The sequence below is a fragment of the Belliella filtrata genome (assembly GCF_022549775.1).
Classification (GTDB): domain Bacteria; phylum Bacteroidota; class Bacteroidia; order Cytophagales; family Cyclobacteriaceae; genus Belliella; species Belliella filtrata.
Map to the genome: position 1 here is coordinate 1 of NZ_JAKZGP010000080.1, position 18,409 is coordinate 18,409.

General features: G+C 36.2%; 11 protein-coding genes and 1 pseudogene. All 12 read left to right on the top strand.

The window, feature by feature from the left end:
* The first annotated feature begins 227 nt into the window (after positions 1-227).
* The 12 genes and pseudogenes from MM239_RS19015 to MM239_RS19065 all read left to right on the top strand — a co-directional run bounded on the left by MM239_RS19015 (position 228) and on the right by MM239_RS19065 (position 17,965).
* Positions 228-1,223, top strand: coding sequence for a hypothetical protein (locus MM239_RS19015; RefSeq protein ID WP_241349914.1), 996 nt, complete (start codon positions 228-230; stop codon positions 1,221-1,223).
* Positions 1,224-1,233: 10 nt separating this feature from the next.
* Positions 1,234-1,353 (top strand): annotated as a pseudogene (locus MM239_RS21260) (IS1595 family transposase); the annotation flags it as partial.
* Between the two features lie 1,665 nt (positions 1,354-3,018).
* Entirely contained in the window at positions 3,019-3,987 is a 969-nt protein-coding gene (locus MM239_RS19020; protein ID WP_241349915.1) for a hypothetical protein, read from the top strand.
* Between the two features lie 5 nt (positions 3,988-3,992).
* Positions 3,993-4,709: a hypothetical protein gene (locus MM239_RS19025; protein WP_241349916.1), complete on the top strand. Its 717-nt coding sequence runs from the start codon at positions 3,993-3,995 to the stop codon at positions 4,707-4,709.
* 9 nt (positions 4,710-4,718) lie between these two features.
* Complete coding sequence (locus MM239_RS19030; RefSeq protein WP_241349917.1) at positions 4,719-4,937, top strand: hypothetical protein; 219 nt, start codon at positions 4,719-4,721, stop codon at positions 4,935-4,937.
* Between the two features lie 3 nt (positions 4,938-4,940).
* Positions 4,941-5,693 carry a hypothetical protein gene (locus MM239_RS19035; RefSeq protein ID WP_241349918.1) on the top strand — a complete coding sequence of 251 codons (753 nt, stop codon included), beginning with the start codon at positions 4,941-4,943 and terminating at the stop codon, positions 5,691-5,693.
* Between the two features lie 3 nt (positions 5,694-5,696).
* Complete coding sequence (locus tag MM239_RS19040; RefSeq protein ID WP_241349919.1) at positions 5,697-6,662, top strand: hypothetical protein; 966 nt, start codon at positions 5,697-5,699, stop codon at positions 6,660-6,662.
* The gene (locus MM239_RS19045) at positions 6,659-7,558 is read left to right on the top strand and encodes a hypothetical protein (protein WP_241349920.1); all 900 of its coding nucleotides are present in this window, start codon (positions 6,659-6,661) and stop codon (positions 7,556-7,558) included. Before MM239_RS19040 ends, MM239_RS19045 begins: the two co-directional genes overlap by 4 nt.
* 9 nt (positions 7,559-7,567) lie before the next feature.
* A complete protein-coding gene (locus MM239_RS19050) occupies positions 7,568-8,569 on the top strand; it encodes an interleukin-like EMT inducer domain-containing protein (RefSeq protein WP_241349921.1) in 1,002 nt (333 codons plus the stop codon).
* Positions 8,570-8,624: 55 nt separating this feature from the next.
* Complete coding sequence (locus MM239_RS19055) at positions 8,625-9,947, top strand: hypothetical protein (RefSeq protein ID WP_241349922.1); 1,323 nt, start codon at positions 8,625-8,627, stop codon at positions 9,945-9,947.
* A gap of 62 nt (positions 9,948-10,009) precedes the next feature.
* Positions 10,010-13,729 (top strand): RHS repeat domain-containing protein, encoded by a 3,720-nt coding sequence (locus tag MM239_RS19060; RefSeq protein ID WP_241349923.1) that lies wholly within the window; start codon positions 10,010-10,012, stop codon positions 13,727-13,729.
* A 12-nt stretch (positions 13,730-13,741) separates the two neighbouring features.
* Complete coding sequence (locus MM239_RS19065) at positions 13,742-17,965, top strand: DUF6443 domain-containing protein (RefSeq protein WP_241349924.1); 4,224 nt, start codon at positions 13,742-13,744, stop codon at positions 17,963-17,965.
* Positions 17,966-18,409 lie beyond the last annotated feature (444 nt).

Consider the following 18,409-nt stretch of genomic DNA (forward strand, 5'->3'; position numbering starts at 1 on the left):
CTTTGTTCTGGGCTGAGATGTTTAAATTTATTCATGACAACACTAATTTATTAATTTCAGCCTAAGGAAAGGAACCTAGGTTCCTTTCCTTAAACCTTTAGTGTTGCATTTATTGATTGAATCTAGGAACAAGAAAAAAATAAGAATTTCGAATTTTTCACCTCTATTTGGAAAAGAAATCAAATTAATAATCATTATAAAAAGATTAAATATTCAAAATTAGAATTATGAAGTATTTTATAAATTTATTGGTAATTATTTTTATGTTTTTTGGAAATTGTTATGCTCAAGAACGAATAGACAATAATCTTGAGGTAATGGGTGATATTACAGTATCGAATTTAATTAAATTAGGTCACTCTATGCGAACAGCTAATAGAGCCGAATTGCATTTACATTCGGTGGGCTCCAACGCAGCATCAGAGATATTTTTTGGTAGCAATGGTAGAAATGACTCCAATGTGAGATGGGTTTTAAGTGATAGAGGTCAAAGTCAAGGGGAGTTTAGCATCTATGAAGGGCCTGCTCTAAATGGAAACTTTACCCCAAGAATCACTATATTAAAAGGCGGAAATTTTGGAATTGGAACGTCAAGTCCTCAATCTAAACTAGAAGTACAATCTTCTGGGGCAATTCATAGCATTTACCCAACTTTGGTTGTTAAAGATATCTCCAATAGGGGAACAATATTTTTGGAGTCTTCAACTGATAATCCAACTGATTTTATTTTTAAAAATAATAATAGATTTTCTTGGTCAATTTCTACGAGAGGTTCTTCCGAAAACTATTCATTGAGAATTCATCCATCAATTAACGGTACATCATTTTCTGCTCCATTATTATCACTTCAAACTTCTGGCAGTGTAGGTATTGGGACGACTTTCACTGGCTCACATAAACTAGCAGTTGATGGTTCAATTGGAGCTAGAGAGGTCATAGTTGAGGCTTTTAGTTGGTCTGATTTTGTTTTTGAAAAGGATTACCATCTTCTCCCACTTGAAGAAGTTGAGAAATATATTGAGAAAAATGGTCATCTTCCAGATATTCCTGATGAAGAAGAAGTATTAAATAATGGAATTAACTTAGGAGAAATGAATGTTAAATTACTTCAGAAGATAGAAGAATTGACTATATATCTTATAAAACAAAATAGGGAATTGAAATCAGCTAGTCAGAAAATTGAGGAACTTCAAATAGAAATTTCTATGTTGAAAAACAAATGAAACAAAAAACACTGGAACAGATGTAGGCTATTTCAATTTTAAATGGGTTCATGTTGCCACTAATAATTTAAAGAAAAACTTGGAAACGTACCATAAGAGATCAGAAATGAAAATGCAGAACTATCTTGATAATTCTATTAAAACCTAAACTGAAGATGTTTTAGGGCAATACTATTTAACAAGGTCCCAATTATTATTTGTTTTATTGGTGTCCTGTTAATTTCAAGATTTTAAATCTATAACATTAAAAAAGATTAAAGAGGCAGGAGTTTTTATTGAAAAATGAAAAACTTTAATCTTTTAGAACCATCAGTTCCCTCAACCTGCCTGGTTAGGTAACCTTCATTGTATCCAAATAAATAGAATATACCTACGATGCTAGTGGCAGCAAACCCTTCCAAAAATTGGTAGATGGAGGAACTATCAAAATATCAGATTATGTGGGTGGATTTGTTTAAAAGGACAACCAACTACAATTCTTGTACCATAATGCGGCGGGTAAGCCGTTAAGAAACATTCCAGTGGACTGTTGGCTTGAGCCAGATTGCGAGAAGGAGTAGCCAAGGAAAAATGCTTCAGGTACATTCCAGAACTACGAGTATCAGTACTAAATTTCCAATCTATCTCTGGTTTTATTTCCTCAAACTATTTTTCATGCTTGCGGGTGGGATGACGGAGAACCGGGCTTGCGGTGGGCGTATATTTATACGCCAAAGGCGCACAGGCTTTCTCTAATGAGAATTCAGCTCTCAGTTAAGTATTCTCCCGAAAAAAGCTCGGCAAGAGTCGTAATGATTTTCAAGTGAAGCTCAGAAGTTTTACTTTCAATTAACAAGGAGAATAAAAAATTTTGAACTTTTTACCTCCTATTAGACAGAAGTCAAAATCAAATTAATGATATTAATAAACAGATGAATGTTTAAAATTAGAATTATGGAAATTTCTATTAATATTTTTTTCTAATTAGGGAAAATTGTTTCGACTTCTAAGAGATACGAAGGTTAACGGTTATTTTAATTTGAAATTTAAAATCCAATCTAGGCATTATATTATCATTTGATTTTTTTAGTTTTCCATAGAAATAGTATGTTGCTATGGTCATGTTTTTAGATATAGAACTTGAATTTTCATTAAAATAAAATTTGACAAAAGAAATATTCTATTTTTTTAAGTATTTAGATGAAATTAAATTTGGTAGTATTAAATCGGTATAAATCAAGTGATTTTTTATTAATTCATTAAACAGTTTTATGTATTTGAAAATAAGTATGATTAGACTATTAAAATTCAGATAGATACGATTAATATCTGATATAAACAATACCGAAAACTAGGTATTGTTTATATCTATTTATTTATTAAAATTTGTGAAAATATCTTTTGGTGGAACTGATATGTTACAAATTCTACTCATTAACTTATGAGATTGATTTAGTAAGCAAGATGTTGTTCAAGATGATTCACTATTGAGATTTTTACATAAATCAATATCTCAAAAATGAATATTAAAAAATTAATCTTTTCTTTCTATTAATGATATTATTTGTATTAGAAATTAGGGAACATATCATTTTAAAAAAACTGTGTATTTATAATTATATCACTATCCACTTTATTGCTCATAGCCATTTAGTAGATTATTTTGATTAGAAATTTGATATTCTGACGGGTATTGTTCCCTAATGATGGGGAATCACAGCTTAATAAAACTACTTCATATACCACGTGTAACATTGCGAATACTCATATTGTAATATAAAATTTAGGAAAGATAGAAACATTAACACCTTAGTTTATGAAAAATTTAAGTAGCCTTTTTATTTTTTTGTTAGCTTCTTTCATTAATTCTAATATTACTATTGCGCAAATTAGTGGTAGTTTTGTAGTAGGGGGAAATTTAGATACTTTTTATCCTGTTACATGGTTTGATGGAGCATGGGATTCAAATATTGCAACTGAATTGCAAATTGGAAGATCTTCTGGACATACTAACAGTCAGTGGAGAGGTGCTATAATAGCCAACTTTAGATTTCATACAACAAATTGGGGACATGAAGCAAATTTTATTGATGCACATATCGTAAAGAGTACACCTGTATATAACAACTCGTCAAATTTTATAGCTGGTTGGACTGATGTTTCTGGTAACAATAACGGAAAAAGAATTTTAATTTGGCTTAGAGGAGGGAATACAACATATTTTTACAATGCCAACTCAAATGTTTCACCAAATGTTTATGATGGGGTACAAAACTCTTTGCCATATAGTACACCAAATTTGACCTCAACTTTTGATATAAAGAATTCAATTGAGCAATATGCGAAAGGTTCAGGAAATGTTTTTAACCACCCATTTTATGTAAGAGGAGGTAATAGTTTGATTATGGGTAATTTAGGTATAGGTTCTGATCCAAAATCAAACCGACTTGAAGTTAATGGGAATATTAGAGCTAAAGAATTAAAGCTTGAAGCTACAAACTGGCCAGATTATGTTTTTAGTTTGTCGTATGAGTTAATGTCTTTGCCAGATGTGAAAAGATTCATTGACCAAAATGGTCATTTACCTGGGTTTCAAACTGCTGATTATTATAATGAAGAAGGCGTGAAAATCTTAGAACTAAACCAAAAGCTTTTAGAAAAAATTGAAGAAATTATGCTTCATATGATAGCAAAAGATGCAGAAATAAATTTGCTAAAGTCGGAAATTATTCAATTGAAAGAATTAGAAAAGGAAATATTATTGATCAAGAAAAGTCTAAATTAAGAACTATGAAAAAACAACATATGCTTCCTCTATTCTTTTTGATGATTTTACCTTTCAGGTTTTTATTTGCTCAGAATAACATTTTTCCAAGCTCTGGTAATGTTGGAATTGGGACTTTGAATCCATCGACATTACTTCACTTAGATATTAGTTCAACTGGTCAGTCAGTAATCTTAGGTAAAGGAGCTGATCCGAATTTTAAAGTTGGCTATTGGCAAGATAGAACTTCTAACTCCTCAGGAACAATAGTTGGAGAGTTCAACCTCAACTACAATGGATTAAATAATGCAGGTATCAGGTTTTTAAGAGGTGAATCAACAATAGGTGGTTTTTTGACATTTACATCAAATAATGGAACAGAAAGAATGCGTATTGCTACTAATGGAAATGTGGGGATAGGAACTACTCACCCCACCAATAAACTTGAAGTAAACGGTACAATTCGTGCAAGAGAGGTTAAATTAGAAGCGACCAATTGGCCTGATTATGTTTTTTCGGATAATTATGAATTGAGATCTTTAGAAGAGTTAAAGTCCTTTATAACCCAGAAAGGTCATTTACCTGGTTTGAAATCTGCAAAGCAGTATGGCGAGGATGGTGTTAATATGCTTGAATTAAACCAACTGTTATTAGAAAAAATGGAAGAGCTGACTTTGTATTTATTGGAACAAGAAAAGAGAATAGGTTTGCTTGAAAAAAAATTGAGTGTAAAAACAATGTGAATTAAATTTATGGAAAGAATATTTAGTGGATTCCTTACAATTATTTTAGTCTTTAACCTTTTCAGTTTTAGCCAGTCTAATGCCCAGCAAACAGGTTACTTTTCAGTCGGTGGGGATATCAACAGTTTTTATCCTGTTACTTGGTATGACGGTGCTTGGGCATCAAATAAACATACAGAGTTAAACCTTGGACGGTCCTCTATTCATGCTAATAACCAGTGGAGGTGATCTATGATCGCAACATTTAAATTTCATACTACAAGTTGGGGGAATCAAGCCCATTTTATAGATGCACATATTATTAATAGTGCTTCTGGTAACTCGCCAACTTGGGGATTCGTTGGTGGCTGGCATGATGCTTCGGTAGATAATAGCAGTAGGAGAATAATAATTTGGCTCCGCGGTGGAGGTACAACTTATTATTTTGATGCCAATGCTCCTGTCTCACCAACAGTTTATGATGGTATTCAGAATTCATTGCCTTATATGACTCCCAATGGTAGTGCTTCATATAACATTAAGTCTGAAATTGATCAATATGCGAAAGTCTCCGGTACTGTGTTGAACTATCCACTACATGTCCGTGGAGGAAACAGTGCAATCATGGGAAACCTTGGCATCGGAACCACTGTCCCCTCTAACAAACTCGAAGTCAACGGCACCATCCGAGCTAAGGAAGTAAAACTGGAAGCCATCAACTGGCCAGATTATGTGTTTGGAAAAGACTACGTGCTGATGCCATTGGAAGAAGTAAAGTTTTTTATTGACAGAGAGGGACATCTACCAGGATTGAAGTCAGCTAAAGAATATGAAGAGCAAGGGGTGAATATGCTGGAACTGAACCAGAAGCTTCTGGAGAAGGTGGAGGAGGTAACCTTGCATTTGATAAAAAAGGAGGAGGAAATCGGTTCAATGAAAAAAAGGTTGGAATACTTGGAAGTAATGATTGAAAAATTAAGCAGATCTAATTTAGAAGCTAAGTAAAGTATGAGAAATATAGAGTATAAGACATGTGAAAAAGTTCTTTTTTGGATTATGATATTACTGATATCGTCCAAAGTTGATATTGTGCATGCCCAATCTTCATCGGTGGTCATTCCTTCTAATATTTCAACTGGTAGTTTGGAGAAAAATATGCTTTTTTATGCAAATAATAGATATACAGTATCCCAGCAAGGAGCAGCTACAGTATCTCTTCAGGCAATGTTTGATGGGAGTTTTAATCCATCTACTACAATAGAAAGTGTCAATGAAAATGATCCTACTGTGATATTAATAGAAGGTTTGCCAAATTGGCATACACAACAAGGTGCTTGGATTGGTTGGAGTAGTAGGGTATGGTTTCCAACCAAATTTAAGATAGAAATTTTTAATTCTGATCAAGGTTTAAATGCTTGGGTGGAGGTAGCGTTTGTTGATAATTATACCCAAAAACATTATATGGTCAGGGCTCCTGGTGGTGTTTGCAGTAAAATTAGGTTTACTTTTTACAAAGCTTCAGGATCTGGTGGTAAGATGCAGTTGAGTGAACTTTTTTATATACATCCTGAAGGAGCTAGGGCTTACGACGGCTTGTTAGTAAGGTATAATCAGGTAGGAAATGTTGGAATTGGTACAAATTCTCCTACCCACAGCCTCGAAGTTAACGGCACCATTCGAGCCAAGGAGGTGAAACTAGAAGCCACCAACTGGCCAGATTATGTATTTGAAAGAGATTATCAGTTAATGCCGTTGGAAGAAGTTAAATCCTTTATAGTTCGGAAAGGACATTTGCCTAGTTTGAAGTCAGCTAAGGAATATGATGAGGAAGGAGTAAACATGTTGGAGATGAACCAGAAGCTGCTTGAAAAAATAGAAGAGCTAACGCTTTATACTATTACACAGGAAGAAAAATTGGTGCGTATCGAATCCGAACTAGAATTATTAAGAGCATTTATAAAAGAAAAAATATGATGAAAGTATACATGTTAATTTGTCTGATGACATTGTTTTCTCACAACTTTCTTTTTGGACAAACAAATACCTTTCCTTCTACAGGAAATGTTGGCATTGGGACAACTTCTCCATCACACAAGCTGGATCTAAATGGTTCCTTTAGATCTAATTCAAACATATTAGCAGCAAACCCCAATAATATTCAGGCTACTAGTTTTTTGGGATGGAAAGACAATGTGGCAAGGATCCGTGTTGGAGGGAATGGGGATGGTGCAGGAGGAGGTTTTGATATCCAAACCCTTGGAGATAAAAGTCTCATGAGATTGCTTAATAACGGTAATGTTGGTATAGGTACTACAAATCCAATATCAAAATTTGATGTAGTTGGGACTACGTATTTGCGGTCAGCCCCAACACATAATTCAGAAGCAGAACAATTAAGATTAGGTAGGTCTGATTCAGATATCCGCTACCACTCCATCTATTCAAACCATACAGGAATAGCCAGTTCAAACTTTTTGCAGTTTAGGGTTCATAGTGGTGGTGATTCCCCTTTTCTGGATCAGCAAACGGTATTGACCCTATATGGAAATGGCAATGTCGGAATAGGTATCGTTCTTCCAACTCATAAACTTGAAGTGAACGGCTCCATTCGAGCCAAGGAGGTCAAACTGGAAGCGACCAACTGGCCAGACTATGTTTTTCAAAATGACTTCGAATTGATGCCATTGGAGGTAGTCAAATCTTATATAGATCAAAATGGACATCTACCAGGTTTAAAGCCTGCAAAGGATTATGAACAGGAGGGGGTGAATGTACTTGAAATGAATCAAAAGTTACTGGAAAAAGTGGAGGAGTTGACATTATATGTTATTCAACTCAAAGATGAAATTATAACATTAAAACAAAAATAATTATTTGAGATGAAAAGGGCTATTTTAACATTTTTGTACTTTCTGATTTATTTGATATCCATCGGACAAACTTCTGTCTACATAAAGGGTACAGGCGCTAATTTTAATGGGAACCGTGAAGTAAAATTAAATGGACAATCTATAGGAGTTCCTCACACTGGAAGAGGTTTGTGTTTAACAATTTTAAATGCTGCTACACATCAGCACGTTTCGACTGTAAGATATGATACTTATGGGAGCTCTCAGGCATCAAATGATCTTGCAATTTCTCTAAATAATTTACAAAGAGGTCAAATTGGAATTTTATCTTCTTACGATGCATGGGAGCTTAATGTTACTAATAACCTTAGAATTGCAGCTAGAAGGTTAGGTTTATACAAATTAGGGTCTGGTTCTTTATCAGGCAATAGAAGGCCATATTCGGCAATTTTTAGAGGTTCTGGTACTTCAGGCCCTAATACTGAACCAAATCAAATTGCTTATGAAGTGATGCAATCCAATAATTCCAATGCTGAAAGAGCAGTTATAGCTACATGGCTTATTGATGATGCGTTTATAGGAAATAATTTGAGCAATGCATTGGTCTATGGGGACGGTTCTGTTTCTGGTGCTTCATTAATGGCCAACCAACTTGGCTATATTGGAATTGGCACAAATTCACCTACCCACCGCCTCGAAGTCAACGGCACCATCCGTGCCAAGGAAGTAAAACTGGAAGCGACCAACTGGCCAGATTATGTTTTTGGAAAAGACTATGAATTGATCCCATTGGAAGAAGTTGATGCCTTTATTGGGGAATATGGGCATCTGCCAGGATTGAAGTCGGCCAAGGTCTATGAAGAAGAAGGGGTGAATATTCTGGAGCTGAATCAGAAGCTGTTGGAGAAGGTGGAGGAGGTAACCCTTTACCTGATCCAACAACAGAAACTGATCGAATCACAAACTGAATTAATTAAAAATCAGCAGATCGAACTCGACCGATTGTATGAAAAGTCTTCCAAACCAGACTGAAATAATTAATATAAGCTATAGGAAATCATACAAACAATTGTAAAACCAACAAGCATTGAAAAAGGCCATTCTCTTGATATCGTTTTTGATCAGCAGCCTCAGTGTTCAAGCTCAGCATTACGATGTGAAGCTGTTTGATGGGCGCATCAAACAAGCTGGTGTAAAGACTGATAAAATGAAACAAGAGTACCGTCAGGTCCAGAGGGAATATAAGAAATATGTAAAAGATAGGAAAAAGCAATACCATGCAAAGAAAGACAGCTTAGGGAATTATGATAGTTTAAAAAATGTGATTTCAACAGACTCTATCAAACGGCTGATTAGACTCAGAGAAGAACAATTTGTTTTTGCAGATAGCCTTTATAGCCTTGAGCAAATCGCTTCTTGGGACAAAGCTGAACTTAATTTGAAGAACCAATCGATACTAAGGACTAAGGAAAGGCTGGAAGGTAGGGGATACTTTTCGAAGTATGAAGCGCTGGAAGGTCAAATAGCTTCCCATAGAAGGATCATTAAGGAATATAAAGATAGTCTTTCGACCATAGACTCTCTAGACAGGGATGAGATCAATTTCAGAGTAAAACAAAAAAAAGAGGAGCTAAGCGGAGCATATGAAAGTAAGCTTGAGGCTATCACAGGTGAAATTGTAAATGATAAAATGCCTGAACTACCGGGTGGCTTCCAAAACAAAGAATTGCAAAAATTCCAAAATAAACACGCTCAATTGAAAGGTAACTTTGACGACCAAGGACTACTTCTGCTCTCTGAGGCACAGGCTGTGGATCATTTTGCAGGAAAAGAACAGGTTTTACAGGCTGCACAAGAGAAAGTGGCAGTTTTAAAGAAGAAATACAGTGAAGTTTTAGACGCTGAAGACCTGTCGACTGCTACGAAAATCAATTCACTCAAGGGTGAGCCCATTAGGAATAGATTAGTGTATGGTGGTACGCTCCAGCTACATGTAGATAGAAGCACAAACCTAGATTTGAATCCAGAAATCTCCTACAGAATGAAAAAGGATTTAGAGTTTGGATTGGGAGGAACTTACAGGTTGAATGTGCAAACCAAAGATCTTCCAAATGCCATCAAACAGCCAAATGTGTTAGGATACCGTGGGTTTGTGAATCAAAAGGTTTTTAAGAGTCTATATGTGCATGGAGAGTATGAAAGTTTGTCCAATACCCTAATGACAAAAGATAGACAGCTGGATAATATATGGTATGGCAGTTTCTTGGGGGGATTACAGAAGCGCTTTCGACTCAAAGGAAAGTCTTATGGTCAAGTGCTCTTGCTCTATAATTTTCATTACAGGGAAAATCCAATGTACAACAGTCCTTGGGTCTTTAGAGTGGGGTTTGAAGTAAGTAATTCAAGATAAGGAATTTAGAGTGTTTGTATAGTTCAGTTAAAAAACTATTAGTTATCAAGTTCGTGAATAAAATGAAAAAGAAATTATATTTAATATTGTTCATTTGTATTTCCTTAGAAAGTTTAGGTCAAGGAGTTATAAGTCACTATATACCTGTTATTCCATCTCCAACGTCATCACAGCTTGCAATTTACGGAGATATTCCAGTTAGTAATTATACAGGCATTCCATCAATTTCAATCCCATTGTATTCAATAGAGGCTGGAAAAATTACTTTACCAATTAATCTTACTTATCATTCATCAGGAATAAAAGTATCTCAAGATGCAGGTTGGGTAGGTTTGGGTTGGTCTTTATCAGGTGCTAATGGTGTTATAACTCGACAAATTAATGGAATAGATGATTTTGATTTATACCGTGGATACATTAAAACTCCAGAGCTTCCTAGTGAGTATCAGTTAAATGTTAATTTAAAAAGAACACAGATTGATCCATTTACATCTAACGAAGTTGTCTTTTCATATGAACCTAATTTCCCAAATGAATTTTCTAAGTTAGAGCTGGCGGAGAAAAATCTATATGATCTCCAACCAGATGATTTTTATTTTAATTTTTTTGGCTACTCTGGAAAATTACACTTTGACAAACAAAATGGGACCAAAGTAACAGGAACAGTAGTAGATCAAAATAATATGAGGTTTGTTTTTGACTTAAATACTAAGGAATGGGAAGTAATTGACGGTAACGGGATAAAATATTATTTTAAAAAAACTGAAATTACCAGATCAGTTTCTAACGAAACTGTTTCATACTCTATTAATGTTTCACCTAATGGAACTCAATCTCCAGATATCGTAACTGCATGGTATATTGATAAAGTTATCATTCCTAATGGAGATCAAATAATCTTTCACTATGAAGAAACCGGACGATGGATTAAAAGCCCGGTTTTTATAGGAGAAAACTCTAACAGGCCAAGTAGTTTATATATAAACTCTGGCTATGGAATTTCAGCAACGGATCAAGATGGTTTTAGCACCTACTTTGCGACTCAAAGCTTGGTCAACGAACCTTACCTTACAAGAATTGAATTTCCAGATGGTTATATTTTATTTAACTCAAATACAACAGAAAGGTTAGATAGGGAAAAGTGGTCTATTTCCAGTACTAATATTAAAGTGCCATTTCTAGATAATTTTTCGGTTTTTACAAAAAATAATGTTTTAATCAAGAAGGTATCATTTTCATATGGATATTTCCGTTCTGATAAATTAAGTGCACCTGATAAAACGGACTTTTTAAGGCTTAAACTTAATAGTGTAAAAGAAGCTTTTAATGAAGGAGGAGCGTTAATTGAAAAAACTCCATATGTTTTTAATTACAATAATATAGAGTTACCTAAAAAGAACTCATTTTCAATTGATCATTGGGGATATTTTAATGGGTCTGATAATCAGTCGATAAAAGGATATAAGTTTTTAAATAGACCTAATGAATCAACTCAGCATGTAGTGAATCAAATAATTACAACTAGTAAGCCAAGGTTTACACCGAAATTCAATTATACTAATAATGGTTTAAATATTTATATGATTGGAGCAAATAGAAACCCTCATCCTCAGAATGCTAAAGCAGCAGTATTAGAATCAATAGAGTATCCCACAGGCGGATTCACAAAATTTGTATATGAATCTAATGATTATTACAATTATATTGATCCTATAGATGATGAGTTTTCTGTAAACCACTTAGTTCATTCTGGGACTACAGAAAAATCGTTTACTCTATATAAAGATACGTTTGTTTTTTTAAGCTTTAATTTAGTTAATCATTACTATCAGCATGACCCAAATAATTTGAATGTCATGAATAATATGACTGCCGTATTAGAAAAAATAGATGGTTCAAGGATACTTAGATTTTTACCATCGGATTTTCAAATGGATGGCATTCCAGGTGGTAACAATAATGTAGACCAAATGGTCGCAGATGTTTGTGTTTTATTATCAGCTGGAACCTACAAAATTAAAGTTGACAATGGAGGACAATTCTACCTGTCTTTAAGTTTAGAAGCAAAATATGATCAGCTAATTCAAACAACAAAAAAGATTGGACCAGGACTGAGGATTAAATCAATTGAAAACTTTGATTCAAATGGAATAGATATGCTTCATAAAAAAGTGTACAGTTATACAGAAGGTAATTTATCTTCTGGAAGAATGTTGACTCCCCTTCAAAATTTCCACAACGAAACAGACTTGATATATAATGCTTTGACAGGATCATATTTTCAACCTTGTTGTTATTTAAATTCAATAAATTATGCTTCTTCTTTTCCACCACTAAAAAACATCGTCAGTTCATCTTCTAGTATTATACCTCTTGGAAGCTCAGCTCAAGGTAGTGCAATTGGATATGGGATTGTTACTGAGTCAATCCAAGATAAAAATAACTTAAACCTAGGGAAAACTGTATATTTTTATAAGAATACAGAAGATTCAAAACCTTCCTTGTTAATTCCTAACATCCCATATACTAAACAAACAACCAATGGTCAATTGACTAAAGTCCAGGTATTTAGTTCAAGTAATAATTTGGTTAAAGAAAAACTGTATTCTTATAAAAAAAATCCGACCCAAGCAAAAACTTTAAGAGCAATAAAATTACATAGAAGTTATAATGACTGGATTGACCCTCAAATTGGAAGATTTCCATTTTCAAGTTTACCAGTGTTTTTTGGGACCTACAATATCCATTCTGATTGGTTTCATTTAGACTCAGAAATTGTTAATGAATATAACAATGATGGCGTATTAATGATTTCTGACACCTTAAGGTATGAGTATGGAAACCCTCAGCATAAACTTGTCACAAAAATTCAGAAAAGATCTAGTAAAGGACATAATTATTTAATTAAAAATTCATATTCAGCTGACCATCCTTCTGGTACTGGTATGACTTCATCGGATTATAATAAAATGATAAATGATAACATTTTAAACCCAATTATTTTAAAAGAGGAGTTTTTTAATGATAAAAAAATTAATGGGCAGATTTTTGGGTATGGCATAAATTCAAATTCTGGTCAAATAGTATTAAAAAATAAAAAAAGTTTGAATGTTCTTACAAATAGTTTTGAGATTGATGATCTTTTTATTCAGTATAATAAAAAGGATTTATTGACAGAATATAAGTTGAAAAATGATCAAGTTGTCAATTCAATAATTTGGAGTTATAACAATCAAAAACCAGTTGCAAAGATTATAAATGCAGATGCAAACCAATCAAGCTATACTTCCTTTGAAACTGAAGAAAAAGGAGGTTGGACATATTCAGGGACACCAGTAACAAGTTCAATATCACGAACTGGAAGGAAGTATTATAATCTAGGTACAGGAAACATTACAAAAAGTTCAACTGGAGCAAGTAGTAGCAAACCCTTTCTTCTTACTTTTTGGGCAAGACAGGCTTCTGGTACAGGTAATTGGACTTTTATGGGGCAGACAGAAAATCTGACAACAGAATGGAAACTGATACAAAGAACGGTGACATCTTCTTCTGTATCGGTAAGTGGTTCTGGTATTTATGTGGATGAACTTCGGTTACATCCAGCCGATGCGATGATGACCACTTACACCTATGATCCTTTGATCGGTATGACCAGTCAGACAGATCCCAATGGTGTTACATCCTATTACGAATACGATTCCTTTGGTCGTCTTTTGAATATTAGGGACAAGGATCGAAATGTTTTGGAAACATTCGAGTATAATTATTCAAATCAGCCTTAAGCTAGCGGGATCATGAAAACTCTTCACTACATTATTCTCCTAACAACGGTTCTTTTTTCAACCGTCATTGTTTCGAAATCTTTTTCCCAAACCTCAGGAAATGGCCAAAACTACGTCAAAAGATATACAGCCTTAGTCCCAACTACAAGTGAATCTACCTTGAAGACAGGGGGAAATACCACCTCGCAGAAACACTTTACTTACTACGATGGCCTAGGCCGTCCGAAGCAAGAAGTTCAGAAGCAAGCCTCACCTTTGGGAAGAGATATAATCGTTCCCATAACCTATGATGGGTTTGGCAGGCAAGCAAAATCATTTCTACCATACACCAGAGACAACGGTACAGCAGCTGGTGATTTTCGTCCTGCTGGAGAAGCAGAACAAAAGGCTTTTCACAACACACACTTTGGAGGATCCTCAGGGAATTATGCCTTCAGCGAAAATGTATATGAAAACTCTCCACTGAACAGGGTAGTGGAAGCACATTCCCCTGGTCAGCCTTGGGCTAGAACAGCCCATGGTGGTGGCAACAAGCCTGTGAAGATGGATTACCTTACTAATATCGCTGCAGATAATGTCTTTTTATGGGAAATATCTAATAACCGTCCAATCGCCTATCGATACTATAATCCTGGTACATTATATAAAACGATCACTACTGATGAGGATGGAAACAAAATAGTTGAGTTCAAAGATTTTCAAGATAGAGTAGTGCTTAAAAGAGTGCAGGCGACAGCAAGCACTTGGGCAAATACTTATTATGTTTATGATGATTTTGGGAATTTGACTTATGTATTTCCTCCCGAAATGCAGCATGGTTATAATAGTACCAATTTGAATACCCCCGCTGGTTTTTATCTAGTAACGGAGAATATTAACTACAATGCTATTCCAAGTGCAAACCGTAACAAAGTAGCCTATATTCCTACGGCGACAGTGACCATTAGCCCTGGAACAACCCTAGCAGCAGGAGTAGAGATTAAACAGCATGGTGTAATGCCAAGCCAAGATCACCTTGATAACTGGGCATTTCAATATAAGTATGATGGGAGGAATAGACTGGTAGAAAAGCAGGTGCCTGGAGCCAGACCAATATATTTGGTTTATGATAAACTTGACAGGTTGGTGTTGAGTCAGGACGGTAACCAATATCCCAACAAATGGAGCTTTACAAAATACGATGCATTCAACAGGCCTGTCATTACAGGAGAAAAATCTATTCCAAACGTTTCATTGACAACAATTAGAAGCAATGTCCATAACCATTCAGTTTTATCGGAAAGTTATACCGGGAATGGAATCACCAAATATGCCAACACTACCTATCCTGCTTCAGTAACCGATGCTGATATCCATACAATCACTTATTACGATGACTACAGGTTTACCAGCACGACTTTCAGTCTTCCTTCAGGTCAGTTCAATACCACGGGAGGCAAGATAGTTCCTGCTGTATTTTTAACCGTCAAGGGTCAAGTCACTGGTACTAAAGTGAAGGTCTTGGGAACTACAAACCAATATGTGGAAACAGTAAACTTCTATGATGATCGCTATAGGTTGATCCAATCCAGGATGGTGAATTACAAAAATGGTAATGATGTACTCACCACGCAATATGATTTTGCGGGTAGGGTAAGGAAAACCTACCTGCAGCACAACAATCCCGCTGCGGATATCAAAAACACAGCTATCGCTCAGGACTACAGCTATGACCATGCCGGCAGATTGAAGACCGTTACACACAGTATCAACGGATCCACAGCCATTACGCTTTTAAACAATACATACAATGAACTGGGAGAGTTGATCAAAAAGGACCTGGCCAATGGCTATGAAGACATAGATTATGCCTACAACATGCGGGGCTGGCTGACCAGGATCAATAACCTGTCGGATGCTACACCGAAGCTTTTTGAAATGGATTTGAAATATAACGATGCGCCTACAGCCAATAGGAGATTCAATGGTAACATAGGTCAGACCGAATGGAAGAATCCATATGAGTCTATGAAGAATTCCTACGCTTACACCTATGACCAAATGAACAGGCTGACAACTGCTATTTATAGCAACAATGCCTCAGGAAATACCATGAACTTCAATGTTCCTGCGATAAGCTATGACCTGAATGGAAACATAAAAACATTGCAGCGTAGAGGGAATCACAATGACACACCAAATCAACTGATAGACAACCTGACCTATACCTATGCCAAAGGCAATCAGCTTAGCAAGGTGACAGATGCCACAGGGATAAGCTCAGGCTTCAAAGACGGAGCAAATGTAGCCGATGAGTATCTCTATGACCCCAACGGCAACATGACAGTTGATAGGAACAAAGGCATTACGTCGATTACTTACAACCCACTGAATCTACCAAGCAAGGTAACCTTCAGCGCATCCAAATACATAGAATACACCTACGATGCCAGTGGCAGCAAGCTGTCCCAGAAAACGGTAGATGGAGGAACTACCAAGGTTTCGGATTATGTAGGCGGCTTTGTATATGAGGACAACAAATTACAGTTTTTACAACATAATGAAGGTCGGGTTGTAGCCAAAAGAAATGCATCAGGTACATTCCAAAACTACGAGTACCAATACCACCTGAAAGACCACTTGGGTAATGTGAGGGCAACTTTCAAGACACAGCATGATGTAGATCAATATCTGGCAACATTCGAGAATGCTTCAAGTACCTATGAGAACAATTATTTCAGCAGGTACGGCGAAGTTACCAGAATAAACGCCCCAATATTTAACAGAACTTCTGGATCTGGAAATTCATTTTCAGTTAGACTTACAGGAGTAGGGAATTCAAAGCATGGATTAGCGAAATCCCTTGCAGTGAAGCCCGGAGATAAAATAGATGCGGAAGTTTATGTGAAATACCTGGATCCGAGTACTACAGGAACCCCAGGGTCAGCCTTTGCGCAGCTGATCACCAATTTGGCAAACAATGCCTCAAGTGTAGTGATAGATGGAGCCACGGCTGGAACCAACCCGATGCCCTTTGCAGGCTTGATGGGGTATGGAAGTGACAACTCCACAGGGCCTAAGGCATACCTGAATGTCCTGGTCTTTGACCAAAACTATCAGTTATTGACATCATCTTTTGTTCCAGTGACTACAGCTGCTAGGGAAACAGGATCAAATGTGCCCCATCAATATTTAAAATCTCCTCAAATCACCATTCAGCAACCAGGATATGTGTATATTTACTTCTCCAACGAGAATCCAACTCCCGTTGATGTGTTCTTTGATGACTTCAAGGTAACCCATACCAACAGCAACATAGTCCAAAAGGATGACTACTATCCATTTGGTATGTCGTTTAATTCCTATTCGGCACCGAGTGGGGTGGGGCAGAATTACCTCTACAACGGGAAGGAACTGATCTCGGACCTGAATCTTAATTTCTATGACTACGGGGCAAGAATGTACGACCCCGCAATAGGGAGGTGGATTTCGATCGATCCGGCTGCTCATGAATATTCCAGTTTTTCCCCATACAATTATGTTCTGAACAGGCCGATAAACGCAATAGACCCTGATGGTAAAAGGGTGTTTTTTGTGGCAGGTGCAGGGAATGACCAAATAGGTTGGAATTATGTGCATAGATGGGGTAGGGCTTTTGAACGTTCTGGGATTACAGGATTTACAAGGCTGAATGTGTCGCATGACAATCCCGAGCGTCTCCGATCCGGGAGCTTGCCAGTTGGAGATATGATGTTTAGCAGTTCATTTAGATCCAGTCGGTATGACAGGTTTGCTTCCTCAACTTCGGGAATGGTAACCACATCTCGAAAACAAAGCAAAATGGTTGATAAGGCCATTGGGGATATCAGTGCTAATTTGGCAGCGAATCCATTGGCAGAAGGGGAACAGTTGAACCTAGCTGGTTATAGCTATGGTAGTGTTGTCCAGGCACATGCTGCTTTGGGGTTGGCAGATAAAGGCCAAAAGATTGATAACCTGATTTTGATTGGAAGTCCGATATCAAGTGATTCTGAGTTGTACCAAGACCTTTCTGGCCATAAAAACATCGGTAATGTTATCAGGGTTGATATTGAAGGGGATTTTTTAAGTGATCCTAAAGGAATGGAGTTTTTGAAAGGAGTTTTTCAGAACTTAGGAATAGATGGTGCGCATTTTGACCTTGCAAGACCGGGGAAAGAAGCCGATAAGCGTATTCAAGGAGCTACTGATGACTTAATGAAAAGAGGGGTAAATTGATGAATAAATTAGCACTTAAAATAGCGTTATGGTTTATGGGTGTTTACGCCATACTTGCCATATTTGGGTCGATATTCCTCGTTAGCTGGGGCCATACTAATTGGTATAAGAAAGTAATGGTTTTTGCTTTGACTTTTCCTATAGCTTGGGATAAGCTGATAGTAGATGTATCATTATTTTTTCTGCCCCTGAATATATTGTTTTGGTCTATTGTAGTTTATTTTTCAGCATTACTCATCATTAAGATAAGACTACGTTATAGGTAAAGTAGACGAAACGACTATAATACAAAAGCCCCGTAACTGGGGCTTTTTTTATGTGTGCCGTGCATGGTAACTAACTAGGTGGTGAAAGTCCACTGTGGGGGTTTGTAATCGCCAACCACTAGCCAATAGCAAGGGTGTCCATTGTGAGATGGAATCTGAAGGAAGCTGGCGGCAAAAC